We start from the raw sequence: 12899 nt of genomic DNA on the forward strand, positions 1-12899 counted from the left end.
GTGTTGCACTCGTCTACCTCCACTGCCGGGCCCAAGGCGTGCCACCACCGCCAGAATCGCCGGGGCAATACGCGGATGCACAGAGTGAGCTTCGGAGCAACTACGCTCGCTACTACGGACCTGAAATGGGCACTACACGAAGAGTGATCCCAATGACCAAGATCAAATCAATGGCGGCATGAATTTTTGCCAATGCATGGGGTATCGATGATGCGCGCCCTTCTGGCAATGCTTCTTTCAATCTTGACAGCCTGCTCGCCGATCTTTGATGGCAGCGATTGCGCGGATACGTTGGTGAGCGCAACCACATCTGCGGATGGAAATATTGTCGCGAACACGATTCGTCGTGACTGCGGAGCCACGACGGCATTCTCAAACATTGTCTTTCTGAAAAAATCAAACGATGCCAGCGGTACGGACGGAAAGTGGGGGGACAAAGTTTATGTGTTGCAGGGTGAGGTGAACGTTACCGTCCAATGGAGCGGTAAAAACCTGAAGATCAAGGCGCCACCATCGGGAAAAGATGTCTTCTTGAGAAGGGATGAGTGGGCTGAGATCAAGATCGTCTACGAGTAGCATGACAAATACTGTCGAGACTCTCGCCGTATTCTTGACGTGGGCCGGCCTGGCTACGGCAAGTGGGTTCTTGGTCGGGGCGACAAGCCCACACGGAATGGCCGGATTCATCTATTCCAGTGTTGCGCTTGGAATTGCTGGGGGAATCGCATTCCCGGCCTTCTCGTACCTCATGGGCCTCGATCTCGACATCCACCCAAGAATCTACGCCGGCGGCGGAATTGGTCTGGTGTTCGGGGCTCTTGCGTTTCCCCTCAGTACAGTCATTGCGGAGCGCACCCTCCATTTCCCTCGCGACACTGTCCAACTTGTCTTGTTCGCCTACCTGTGCGCCTTGGGCGCTTTGCTTGGATGTTTGGCGACGGTGGTCAAGCGCAGCATGAAAAGGCGGAACAGAGCGCCCCGTTCTTCTTCCGGCTCAACCGCCACGACGGACCACTAGAACCCCCGCGCGCCCAGCACCGGATTCTCTCCAAACAACAACGCCCGCATCCCCTCCAGATCATCCTTGTGGATGATCTCGATCGGAAACGACGCCCCATCCGCGAGCGACGCGAAGCGCTGATCGACGATGCCGTCTTCGCTCAACTGCGCGAGGCTCGATGCCCCATCGACCCGGCACGACTTCACCACCACCAGCCGCTCGGCATTCAGTCGCCGCGCCAGATCCAGCGCGATGCTGTCCGACGTGACCTCCCAGTTGGTGTGCCCGTCGGCGTGCTCGCGCTGCAGTTCGAACGGCAGCCACAGCGCCGTCTGCCCCTTGTGCAGCACCCGCCGGATGTCGCCGCGGCTGGTCGCCAATTGCAGCGCGGGGTTCAGCGCATTCAGCTGGTACGCCGTCTGCGCCATCGCGAGCACCGCCATGTTGTGCGCGGCCAGGTCGTGAAACTGCCAGTGCGACTGCAGCCGCCGCACCTCGTCAGCAAAGGTGCCGCCGCCGCACACCAGCGTCACCCGCCCGCCCCCGAGCTGCGCCAGCAGGTCGAGCCACTGCGGCAGCACCGGGTCCGCGCACAGGCTGCCGCCGAGCTTGACGATCCACATCAGCGCAGCTCCATGTCGAGCAGCATCGCCACCGCCACGCTGGGCGCGCACACCTGCGCCCAGCCGGCCACGCCGGGTGCGGCGCCGGGGCCGATGCGGGCCAGGTCGGCGCCGTACGAGCGGCAGGCGCACGCGGCACCGTGCGCGCTGGCCAGCACGTCCGGCACCAGGAAGTCGCCGCAGCCCGCACTCACGACGACGGCATCAGCCGACAGCCCGTGCATCGCCATCACGCGGTGCAATTGCGCACCCAGCTCGGCCACCTGCGCGGCACGCCAGTCCTGCGCAAACACCAGCCATTCGGCATCGCTCGCATCGCGCGCGTCCATGCCGATCATGCGGGCCAGCCGCTTGCGCGTGGCAGCCGCATCCTTCGGCGCGTTGTCGGCGCTCGGGTACAGGTCGTGCGCCGCATCCAGCTCGCCGGTCAGCCGGTACACGTCGGCCACCGTCGCGAAGTACTCGTTCATCACGTTGAGCTGCTGGCCGCGCCACGGAATCTGCCGCGCCAGCCCGCACAGCGGCGTGCGCACCACGCCCTGGTAAACCAGCTCGCCGGTGGCCAGCCGCTGCACGTCGCTGCGCGCCTGCGTGACGACCCGGCCGCCCTTGAACGCGATCACGTCGGTGGTGGTGCTGCCGATGTCGACCAGCACGCCGTCGCCCAGCTCGCGCGCCGCATGCATCGCGGTCGCCAGCCAGTTGGCCGACGCAATGTGCGCCCACTCGCCGGCCACGCGCTCGCGGCCGCACCAGCCGCGGTCACCGGCGAAGAACTGCAGCGGCGGCGCTTCGGGCCACGCATCGCACAGCAGCGCGGCAATGCGCTGCACGCCTTCTTCGCGGTGTTCGAACAGGTCGACCATCTCGCCGGTCATCGTCACCGCATGCCGCGCCCGCGCGGCCGTGGGCCAGCGTTCGCGGGCCGACTGCAGCGCGCGCTCCAGGTGCTCGATGCCCTGCCACAGCGGACAGGCCCATTGCGCCACGTCGATCACGCGGCCTCGCTGCAGCAGGCAGGCCTTGACGTGCGCGCCGCCGATGTCCCAGCCGATCACGGTGGCCTCAGCCATCGCGGCCCTCCGCGTCGTGACCGGCGGCATGGTCCTGCAGCAGCTCGGCAGCCAGGTTGCGGCCCAGCGCGGCCGACAGCCCCACATACGCGCACGTCACGCGCGGGTTCACCTCGATCACCACCGGTCCGCAGCGCGGGTGCCACACCAGGTCGATGCCGACGAAGCCGCGCAGGCCGGGGATGCCCTTGGCCACCTGCTTCGCCAGCCGCGACAGCACCGGCCCGCGCTCGCCGCCCACCGCGATCGCGTTGACGTCGACACCGTCGAACGACAACGCGCCCGCGCCGTCCACGGTGATGCGCTGCCGGTTGACGCTGAGCAGCTCGGTGCGCCCGGCGGTGCACAGCATCGACACGCTGAGCGGTTCGCCGTCGACCCACGGCTCGATCGCCATCGGGCTGCCGGCCGTCGAGCGCCGGTCCCAGTCGGCCAGCGCGTCTTCCTGCGACCGGTGCACGCGGGTCGCGACACCGCCCGCGCCGTCGTCCGGCTTGACGACCCAGCGCTCCACCTCCGGCACGTGCTCGAACGCGAGCGGCGTCGCGAGCCCCTGCCCGGCCAGCCGCAGCAGCGTCGCGCGCTTGCCCGAGGCCACCGCGATGGCCGCTGCCGAGCACCCCAGCCAGCGCGCCGGCCCGACCACCTGCTGCATCTGCGCCAGCAGGCCGCCGGTCTCGGGCGCAACGACCCAGGCCACGTCGTGCAAGGCGGCCTGCCGCGCGACGAAATCGAAGGCCGATTCGCCGGCGCGCAGCCGCACCGGCTCGGCATTGCCCGGCACGCGTGGCGCACGCGCGCTGGCGGCGACCGACAGCGACACGCCGTCGACCTGCAGCAGGTCCTGCGCCAGCGCATCGCGCATCGACAGGCCCAGCGGCAGCAGCGCGGCCGCGGCCGCCTCGTCATTGACCGATTCGTCGCCGGCCGACGGAATGATCCCGCCGCCGCTGAGATACTCGTACACGAAGACGCGTTTCATCGATGCTCCCGATCCGTTCAACATGACCGTCATTCCCGTGATCGACCTGCTGCAAGGCCAGGTGGTGCGAGCGCTGCGCGGCGACCGGCAGCACTACCGGCCGATCGTCTCGGCACTGTGCGCCAGCAGCGATCCGCTGACCGTCGCGCGCATCCTGTGCGACCACGTGGCGGCACGGCAGCTGTACATCGCCGACCTCGATGCCTTGCAAGGCGGTGGGGGCCACGTCGCCGTCGTGCGGCAACTGCTCGAAGCCCTGCCGGACCTCGAGCTGTGGCTGGACGCCGGCTTCGCCGACGTGTCGCAAGCCCAGGCGCTGGGTGCAGCGCTCGGGCCGTTGGCGCAACGCCTGGTGCCGGTGTTCGGCAGCGAATCGCTGCGCTCGCGCGCGGCGCTCGCGGCCTGCTTCACGCCGCCCGGCCGCGGCATCCTGTCGCTCGACCGCCGCGACGGCCAGCGCCTCGACAGCGCCGGCTGCTGGGACTCGCCGGCGCTGTGGCCGTCGCGCGTGATCGTGATGACGCTGGAGCGCGTCGGTGCCGGCACCGGGCCCGATGTCGACACGCTGCGCGAGGTCGCGACCCGCGCACCGCACACGCAGCTGATCGGCGCCGGCGGCATCGGCAGCGAGGCCGACCTGGCGCTCGCGCAGGCCTCCGGTGCGAGCGCCTGGCTGGTGGCCAGCGCCTTGCACGACAGGAAGCTGCCGCGGATGTCGACCTGAGGGGGTTTGTCAAGGACCGTCGCAGCTGGTGCGAATGAAGCAGTGGCGTTCATGACGAGACGACACATCACGTTTCGTGCCAAGCGCAAGCCGCGCCACACGGGCGGCCACAGCCGCCTCGATCGGCCAGAAACGCGACACAGTGTCTCGGTTCCGGCCGGCGCAGCAGCTGCCGGATAGGGGTTTGCGCGGTGTTGCCTCGTGGCACATCGCTTGCGTTGAAGCAGGCAATGACCGACACCCCCGTGCCCTCGCGCGCCGGCGCCACGCGTTGGACCTGCCCGTTCTGCCTGCTGCTGTGCGACACCTCCGCCGTGCAGGTCGACGCGTCGGGCGCGCTGACGCTGTCGGGGCCCGGCTGCGCTTGCGCCCGGCGTGCGCTGACGCGCTTCACCGCTCGGCCGTCGACGGCCTCGCCGCGTGTGGACGGACAGGACTGCTCCCTTGACCAGGCCGTCGCGGTCGCCGCCCGCGTGCTCGCCGCCAGCCGGCAACCGCTGTTCGGCGGCCTCGGCACCGATGTGTCGGGCGCCCGCGCGCTGTACCGACTGGCCTGCCGGACAGGAGCGATCAGCGACGCAGCCGAAGGTGCGGCGCTGATGACGACACTGCGCGCGACGCAGGACCGCGGCAGCTTCTTCACGACGCTGGGCGAGGTGCGCACGCGCGCCGACCTGCTGCTGTGCGTCGGCGGCACGCCGGTCGACCAGGCACCGGAGTTCTTCGAGCGCTGCGGCGTCGGCGAAGCGCTGGTGCCGCAGCGGCAGGTGGTGGTGCTCGGCGGCAGCACGGCCGACGACGCAGTGCTGGCCGGCCTGCGTACGCGGCCGGGCGTCACGGTGGCATCGGTCCCGCTGCACGGCGACCTGTTCGCGACCGTCGCGCTGTTGTCGGCGCTGGTGGCCGGCCGTGCGGTGCGTGACGCGCCCGCCGCGCTGCAGTCGCTGGCCACGCAACTGCAGCAGGCGCGTTATGCGGTGATCGTCGGCGAGGCCCGCCGGCTGCCGCCGCAGGGCGCGCTGATCGTCGAGGGCCTGCACCGCGTCGTCAACACGCTGAACCAGCGCACGCGCGCCGCGGCACTGTGGCTGGGTGGCGGCAACGGCGCCGGCACGGTGAACCAGGTGTTCACCTGGCTGTCGGGCCTGCCGCTGCGCTCGCGCGCCGGACCGCTGGGCCTCGAACACGAGCCGCTGTGCTTCGACGCACAGCGCCTGCTGGACGAGCGTGCGGTCGACAGCCTGCTGTGGGTCTCCAGCTTCGATCCCGAGGTGACGCCGCCCTCAACCACGCTGCCGACCGTCGTGCTCGGCCACCCCGACCTGGCCACGTCGACCGCGTCGGTGTTCATCCCGGTGTCGACGCCGGGCATCGGCTCGCCGGGGCACCTGTTCCGCGCCGACGGCTCGGTGATGCTGCCGCTGTTCGCGGTGCACGACGACGGCCTGCCGACGCTCGCGAGCGTGGTCGACCGCATCGCGGGGGCCTTGGCATGAGCAGCCTGCGCCTGCGCGGCGGCCTGGTCATCGATCCGGCGAACGACCGCGCGCCGGTCGTGCGCGATGTCGTCGTGCGCGACGGCCGCATCGCCGCGCTCACGCCCCACGAAGCAGTCGACGACGAGGTCGATGCGAGTGGCTGCGTCGTGATGGCCGGCGGCATCGACATGCACACCCACATCGGCGGCGGCAAGGTCAACCTGTCGCGGCTGCTGCTGCCGGAGATGCAGCGCCGCGGTGCCGAGCCGTTCGCGTTGCCGACCAATCCGCTGGAGCTGGCCTCGTGCGGCGGTTGCACGCCGGGCACGCTGGCCACCGGCTACCGCTACGTCGAGATGGGCTACACGGCGGCCTTCGAGCCGGCGATGATGCCGTCGAACGCGCGCCACACGCACATGGAGATGGGCGACACGCCGATCCTCGACCACGGCGCCTACGTGATGCTCGGCAACGACGAGCTGTTCCTGCAGATGCTGGCCGAGGGCCAGGATTTCGAGCGCATCCGCGACTACACGGCGTGGACCATCCATGCCACCAAGGCGCTCGGCGTGAAGGTGGTGAACCCGGCCGGCATCTCGGCCTTCAAGTTCAACCAGCGCAAGCTGAACGTCGACGAGAACCACGTGCACTGGCAGGTCACGCCGCGTCAGGTGGTGCACACGCTGGCGCGCGCGCTGCGCGAACTCGGCGTGCCGCACCCGCTGCACATCCATGGCAGCAACCTGGGGGTGGCCGGCAACATCGAGTCGACGCTGGCCACCATCGCCGCGCTCGAAGGCCTGCCGGCGCACCTGACGCACGTGCAGTTCCACGCCTACGGCACCGAGGGCGCGAAGAAGTTCTCGTCGGCTGCGGCGCAGCTGGCAGAGGCGGTGAACGCCAACCCGAACGTCAGCATCGACGTCGGCCAGATCATGTTCGGGCAGACCGTCACCGCGTCGGGCGACACGATGCGCCAGCATGCGCAGTCGGGGCTCGCGAGCCCGCGCAAGTGGATCGGCGCCGACATCGAATGCGATGCCGGCTGCGGCGTGGTGCCGTTCCGCTACCGCGAGCAGAGCTATGTCAACGCGCTGCAATGGGCGATCGGGCTGGAGATCTTCCTGCTCGTCGACGACCCGTGGCGCGTCGCGCTGACCACCGACCATCCGAACGGCGGGCCGTTCACCAGCTACCCGCACCTGATCCGGCTGCTGATGGACAAGAGTTTCCGCAACGAGCAGCTGGCGAAGATCCACCCGGACGTGGCGGCGCACAGCGCGCTCGGCTCGATCACGCGCGAGCTGAGCCTGCACGAGATCGCGATCATGACGCGCGCCGGCCCGGCCCGGCTGCTGGGCTTGCGGGACCGCGGCCAGCTGGGTATCGGCGCGGCGGCCGACATCGCGGTGTACCGCGACAACGCCGACCGCGAGGCGATGTTCAGCACGCCGGAGCGCGTCTACAAGGACGGCACGCTGGTCGCGCACGCCGGCCGCATCACCGCGGTGCCGACAGGCGGCACGCATTTCGTCGAGCCCGAGTACGACCGCGGCATCGAGCGCTACCTGCGGCAGCACCTGGCGTCGCACGGGTCGGTGAACTTCGATGCGGTGGCGATCGATCGCGACGAGCTGTGCACCTGCTGCAACGGTGGTCGGCTGCTGCCGGCCGCCTGCTTCGAGACGACACCATGATCGAGAATGGCGTCGCCATCGACGACAGCTTTGCCGAGGCCTTTCCGATGAAGGCCACACGGCTGGTCATCACCGCGCACAACCTGAGCTGGGCGCTGAATGCCGCGGTATCGGCCACCGGTTTCGCGACCTCGGTGATCGCCTGCGGCTGCGAGGCCGGCATCGAGCGCGAACTGGGGTCCGCCGAGACGCCCGATGGCCGGCCCGGCGTCAGCGTGCTGATCTTCTCGATGTCGGGCAAGGAGCTCGCGAAGCAGGTGGAGCGGCGGGTCGGCCAGTGCGTGCTGACCTGCCCGACCACGGCCGTGTTCGCCGGCATCGCCGACGGCGAGGCGATCGCGCTCGGCAAGAACCTGCGCTTCTTCGGCGACGGCTGGCAGATCTCGAAGGTGATCAACGGCGTGCGCTACTGGCGCGTGCCGGTGATGGACGGCGAGTTCGTCGCGCAGGAGACGACGGCGGTGGTCAAGTGCGTCGGCGGCGGCAACCTGCTGCTGATGTGCACCGACACCGACGCGGCGCTCGCGGTGGCCGAGGCCGCGGTGGCCGCGATGAAGGCGCTGCCGAACGTGATCATGCCGTTCCCGGGCGGCGTGGTGCGCTCGGGCTCGAAGGTCGGCAGCAAGTACGCCACGCTCGGCGCTTCGACCAACGATGCGTTCTGCCCCGGGCTGCACGGCCTCGCGGCGCGCAGCGAGATCACGCCGCAGACGCGCTGCGTGATGGAGATCGTGATCGACGGCCTGACCGAGGCCGACGTCGGCGCGGCGATGCGCGCCGGCATGCAGGCCGGCATCGCGATCGGTGCGGCCGGCGGGCTGCTGCGCATCTCGGCCGGCAACTACGGCGGCAAGCTCGGCCCCTTCCACTTCCACCTGCGCAAGCTGCTTGCTGCGCCGGCCGCGGCATGAGCGGGTTTCGCCTGAGCCTGAAGCACGCGCCTGCGGTGCGCGTGGACCTGCGCGGCGTGCTGCCGGCGGCGCTGGCGGGGCGGTCGGTGGCGCAGGTCGAGCAGGTGCCTGTCGGGCATGGGCGGGCGCTGGTGCCGCTGGCGGAGTTCTTCAAGGTCGAGCCCGACGGCGACGACGGCACGCTGCGCTTCGTCGGCGACCTGTCGCGCTTCGACCGCGTCGGCTGGCAGATGGCGGGCGGCCGCCTCATCGTCGACGGCCCGGCCGGGCATTACACCGGCGGCTGCATGACCGGCGGCGAGCTGCGCGTGAACGGCGCGGTCGGCCTGCTGGCGGGTTGCGAGATGGCGGGCGGGCAACTCACGATTGATGGCGATGCCGGCGACTTCGCGGCCAGCACGTTGCCCGGCAGCATGGACGGCATGCGCGGCGGCACGCTGGTCGTCACCGGCAACGCCGGCCAGCGCTTCGGCGACCGCATGCGGCGCGGCACCGCGCTGGTGTTCGGCGACGCCGGCGACTTCCTCGCGTCGCGCATGGTCGCCGGCACCATCGGCATCGGCGGGCGGGCCGGCGCGCATGTGGGCTACGGCATGCGGCGCGGCAGCCTGGTGTTCGCGACGACCGCACCGCAGATCGCGCCGACCTTCGTGCCCGCGGTCGCTGACGCGCTGGTGTTCTGGCAACTGCTGGCCCGCGACCTCGCGCGCCATGGCGGCCCCTTCGAAACCTTGCCGTCGCGCGCCATCACGCGGCACCTCGGCGACCTCGCCTCCGACGGCCGCGGCGAACTGATCCTGGCAACCTGAGGCAGACCATGAGCAAGACCTATCTCTTCCACGCCGGCGAGGCGACGGTGTTCGCACGCGAAGGCCAGTTCACCGACGCGATGCCCGAGATCCTGATCGGCCGCACCGACGGCCCGGTCGGCCAGGCCTTCGCGAACATGATGGCGCAGAGCAAGGGCCACACCGCGATGTTCGCGATCCGCGCCTGCAACCAGCTGGTGCGGCCCGCGACCATCATCGTCCCGAAGGTCACGCTGAAGGACTTCGCCAACATCGACCTGTATGGCGGCGTCGTGCAAAGCGCCACCGCCGATGCGATCGTCGACTGCCTGATCGACGGCACGATCCCGAAGGACATCGCCAACGAGCTGTGCATCATCAGCCTGGTGTGGATCGACCCGCGCTGCGCGAAGGACCCGAACCTCGACAAGAAGGACATGTACCGCACCAACCACGAGGCGACGAAGCTCGCGCTGCGGCGTGCGTTGAACAACGAGCCGTCGGTCGACGAGCTGATCGCCAACCGCCACAAGATCAAGCACGACATGGACGACTGGAGTTAGGGGAATGAGTTGCTTCGCGCTGCTCGACGACTGCCACGCGACGCGCGGCAATCCGATCAGCCGGCTCTGCACCGGCTACGAGCGCGAGCACCGCTGTGTCGATCCGTCACGGCTCGAGGCCATGTGGGAGGCGGTCGACACCGACCTGCGCGCCGGGCTGCATGCGGTGCTGCTGGCCGACTACGAATGGGGCGCGAAGCTGCTGAAGGCGGGGCATGCGACGCTGCGGCCGGACGATGCGTCGTCGCTGCGGGTGCTGATGTTCCGCGACCTCGCGCGCCTGTCGAGCGACGAGGTGGAGGCCTGGCTGGCCTCGCGCGGCGGGGATGCGGACTGCGGCGTGACGAACCTGCGGCCGAGCGTCGACCGGCCGGGCTTCACGCGCGCGATCGCCCGCATCCACGAAGCGATCCGCCGCGGCGAGACCTACCAGGTCAACTACACGTACCGGCTGCATGGCGAGGCCCACGGCTCGCCGGTCGACCTGTACCGCCGCTTGCGCGCGCGGCAGCCGGTGGCCTTCGGCGCGCTGATCGCGCTGCCCGACGACGGGCGCGGCACGACGCACGTGCTGTCGCGCTCGCCCGAGCTGTTCCTGCGCCACGACGCCGGGCTGCTGACCGCGCGGCCGATGAAGGGCACCGCCCCGCGCATCGCCGCGCCGGAGAGCGACAGCGAGACCGCGCGGCTGCTGCAGCTCGACATCAAGAACCGGGCCGAGAACCTGATGATCGTCGACCTGCTGCGCAACGACCTGGGCCGCGTCGCGCAGACCGGCTCGGTGACGGTGCCGTCGCTGTTCGCGATCGAGCCGTATGCGACGCTGTTCCAGATGACCTCGACCATCCAGGCGCGCCTGCGGCCCGAGGTCGGCTTCCCCGAGCTGCTGCGCGCGGTGTTCCCGTGCGGCTCGATCACCGGCGCGCCGAAGCACCACACGATGGAGCTGATCGCAGCCCTGGAGACCACGCCGCGCGGCCTGTACTGCGGCGCGATCGGCTGGCTCGGGGCGCCGCAGGGCGATGCGCGCCTCGGCGATTTCTGCCTCAGCGTCGCCATCCGCACGCTGACGCTCGGCGCCGAAGCCGGTGGGCTGCGGCCGGCACGGCTGGGCATCGGCGCCGGCATCGTGCTCGACAGCCGCGCCGACGACGAGTTCGAGGAATGCCTGCTGAAGGCGCGCTTCCTGACCGGGCTGCCCCAGCCGCTGCGGCCCCTGGAACACAGCGCGCGATGAAGCTCGCGCTGTTCGACCTCGACCACACGCTGATCCCGTTCGACAGCGGCATGGCATGGACGCGCTTCCTCGCGCAGCGCGGCGTGCTGCCGCCCGAGGCGCCCGCGGCCTACCTCGCCTGCTGCCAGCAGTACGTCGCGGGAACGTTGGACATCCGCGCGATGCACCGGGCCACGGTGGCGCCGCTGTCGGCGTTTGCGCGCGCGCAGATCGACGCGTGGAGCGGCGAGTTCGAGCTCGCGATGGCGCCGCAGATCCCGCGCGACATGCAGGCGCTGGTGGCGCGCCACCGCGAGGCCGGCGACCGGTGCGCCGTCGTCACCGCGACCACCCGCTTCATCGCCGAGCCGTTCGCGCGGCTGTTCGGCATCCCGCAGGTGCTGGCGACCGAAGGCGAGTGGCGCGATGGCGTCCTGACCGGCGAGATCGACGGCGAGCCCTGCCACCGCGAGCACAAGCTGAGCCGCGTGCTGGCCTGGCTGCCGCGGCCCGGCGGCCTGGGGGCGTTCGAGCAATCCTGGTTCTATTCCGACGCTGCGAGCGACCTGCCGCTGCTGCAGGCGGTCTCGCACCCGGTGGCCGTGAGGCCGGAGCCGGTGCTGCGCGCGCATGCGCTGCGGGCCGGCTGGCCGGTGCTCGACCAGGGCCCGTGACCGCGGGCGTCCCGCACAACAACAAGGAGACAGACATGGAATGGATTCGACAGGTCAGCCTGGTCAGGCGGGTGATGATCGGCTTCGTCGCGATGGGCGTGATCGTGCTGCTGCTGGGCGGCGCCGCCGCCTGGACGATTCAGCAGCTCGCCGCGGGCGCGAAGCTCGATGCCGAGGCGGCCGCGTGGTGGTTCATGCTGTGCGCCGTGGCCGGCTGCGGCGTCGCGCTGCTGGCCGGCTGGCTGATCCGAGGCAGCATCAAGGAGTCGGTCGAGTCGACGGTGCAGTGCGTGATCCGCATCGCCGGCGGCGACCTCGAGACCAGGATCACGTCGTCGGGCAAGGACGAGATCTCGTGGCTGCGCGCCGAGCTGAACGGCATGCGCAAGAAGCTGCGCACGATGGTGATGGACGTGCGGCAGACGGTGGAGAGCGTCAACACCGCATCGGACGAGATCGCCAGCGGCAACACCGACCTGTCGAACCGCACCGAGCAGCAGGCGAGCGCGCTGCAGCAGACCGTCAGCTCGATGGCGCAGCTGGCCGCCACGGTGAGCAGCAATTCGAACAGCACGCGCGATGCGCGCAGCGTGGTCACCGGGTCCAGCGAGATCGCGGCGCGCGGCGCGCAGACCATGCAGGACGTGATCGTGCGCATGGACGAGATCAACACCAGCGCCGGCAAGATCGCCGAGATCATCGGCGTGATCGACAGCATCGCGTACCAGACCAACATCCTCGCGTTGAATGCGGCGGTGGAGGCGGCGCGCGCCGGCGAGCAGGGCCGGGGCTTCGCGGTGGTGGCCGAGGAGGTGCGCAGCCTCGCGCAGCGCAGCTCGACCGCGGCGCGCGAGATCAAGGCGCTGATCGGCGATTCGAGCGCGAAGGTCACCGCCGGGTCGCAGCTGGTGGCGGACGCCGGCCGCACGATGCGCGAGATCGTCGACAGCGTGGGCCAGGTGGCAAGCCTGATCGCCGGCATCGCGCAGGCCGGCGAATCGCAGGGCGGCGACATCGGCCGCATGCAGCAGGCGGTGTCGCAGCTCGACACGATGACGCAGCAGAACGCCGCGCTGGTCGAGCAGCTGGCGGCGTCGGCGCTGTCGCTGAAGGGTCAGTCAGGCCGGCTCACCGAAGCGATGAGCTCGTTCAGGGTGGAATGACGACCCG

Annotated in this window: 12 protein-coding genes and 1 pseudogene; 10 read left to right on the forward strand and 3 right to left on the reverse strand. The window is 70.2% G+C overall.

The window, feature by feature from the left end:
- Window positions 1-207: 207 nt before the first annotated feature.
- Entirely contained in the window at window positions 208-576 is a 369-nt protein-coding gene (locus tag ASC98_RS30205) for a hypothetical protein (protein WP_157604878.1), read from the forward strand.
- Window positions 577-1014: 438 nt separating this feature from the next.
- Here ASC98_RS30205 and ASC98_RS08210 read toward each other — a convergent pair whose 3' ends face one another.
- The 3 genes from ASC98_RS08210 to ASC98_RS08220 are packed head-to-tail and all read right to left on the reverse strand — an operon-like array spanning window position 1015 to window position 3678.
- On the reverse strand, window positions 1015-1623 hold the full coding sequence (locus ASC98_RS08210; RefSeq protein ID WP_056806858.1) for an aspartate kinase: 609 nt from the start codon (window positions 1621-1623) through the stop codon (window positions 1015-1017).
- Window positions 1623-2696 carry a hydantoinase/oxoprolinase family protein gene (locus ASC98_RS08215; RefSeq protein ID WP_056806861.1) on the reverse strand — a complete coding sequence of 358 codons (1074 nt, stop codon included), beginning with the start codon at window positions 2694-2696 and terminating at the stop codon, window positions 1623-1625. Before ASC98_RS08215 ends, ASC98_RS08210 begins: the two co-directional genes overlap by 1 nt.
- Complete coding sequence (locus ASC98_RS08220) at window positions 2689-3678, reverse strand: ATP-grasp domain-containing protein (RefSeq protein ID WP_056806862.1); 990 nt, start codon at window positions 3676-3678, stop codon at window positions 2689-2691. The genes ASC98_RS08215 and ASC98_RS08220 overlap by 8 nt, the downstream gene beginning before the upstream one ends.
- Window positions 3679-3700: 22 nt before the next feature.
- On the opposite strand from ASC98_RS08220, the gene ASC98_RS08225 reads away from it, so the two are divergent.
- The 9 genes and pseudogenes from ASC98_RS08225 (at window position 3701) to ASC98_RS08265 (ending at window position 12892) form a co-directional block, all read left to right on the forward strand.
- On the forward strand, window positions 3701-4402 hold the full coding sequence (locus ASC98_RS08225; RefSeq protein WP_056807002.1) for a HisA/HisF-related TIM barrel protein: 702 nt from the start codon (window positions 3701-3703) through the stop codon (window positions 4400-4402).
- Between the two features lie 230 nt (window positions 4403-4632).
- Complete coding sequence (locus ASC98_RS08230) at window positions 4633-5898, forward strand: hypothetical protein (protein WP_056806865.1); 1266 nt, start codon at window positions 4633-4635, stop codon at window positions 5896-5898.
- On the forward strand, window positions 5895-7577 hold the full coding sequence (locus ASC98_RS08235) for a formylmethanofuran dehydrogenase subunit A (protein ID WP_056806868.1): 1683 nt from the start codon (window positions 5895-5897) through the stop codon (window positions 7575-7577). Before ASC98_RS08230 ends, ASC98_RS08235 begins: the two co-directional genes overlap by 4 nt.
- On the forward strand, window positions 7574-8488 hold the full coding sequence (gene fhcD, locus ASC98_RS08240; RefSeq protein WP_056806871.1) for a formylmethanofuran--tetrahydromethanopterin N-formyltransferase: 915 nt from the start codon (window positions 7574-7576) through the stop codon (window positions 8486-8488). Before ASC98_RS08235 ends, fhcD begins: the two co-directional genes overlap by 4 nt.
- Complete coding sequence (locus ASC98_RS08245; RefSeq protein WP_056806875.1) at window positions 8485-9297, forward strand: formylmethanofuran dehydrogenase subunit C; 813 nt, start codon at window positions 8485-8487, stop codon at window positions 9295-9297. The genes fhcD and ASC98_RS08245 overlap by 4 nt, the downstream gene beginning before the upstream one ends.
- Before the next feature lie 8 nt (window positions 9298-9305).
- Complete coding sequence (fae, locus tag ASC98_RS08250) at window positions 9306-9839, forward strand: formaldehyde-activating enzyme (RefSeq protein ID WP_056806877.1); 534 nt, start codon at window positions 9306-9308, stop codon at window positions 9837-9839.
- Between the two features lie 4 nt (window positions 9840-9843).
- Window positions 9844-11037, forward strand: a pseudogene (pabB, locus tag ASC98_RS08255) (aminodeoxychorismate synthase component I); the annotation flags it as partial.
- 35 nt (window positions 11038-11072) lie between these two features.
- On the forward strand, window positions 11073-11729 hold the full coding sequence (locus tag ASC98_RS08260; protein WP_056806881.1) for an HAD family phosphatase: 657 nt from the start codon (window positions 11073-11075) through the stop codon (window positions 11727-11729).
- Window positions 11730-11764: 35 nt separating this feature from the next.
- Window positions 11765-12892, forward strand: coding sequence for a methyl-accepting chemotaxis protein (locus ASC98_RS08265; RefSeq protein WP_056807005.1), 1128 nt, complete (start codon window positions 11765-11767; stop codon window positions 12890-12892).
- The last annotated feature ends 7 nt before the right edge of the window (window positions 12893-12899 follow it).

The sequence above is a fragment of the Rhizobacter sp. Root1238 genome (genome assembly GCF_001425825.1).
GTDB lineage: Bacteria > Pseudomonadota > Gammaproteobacteria > Burkholderiales > Burkholderiaceae_C > Rhizobacter.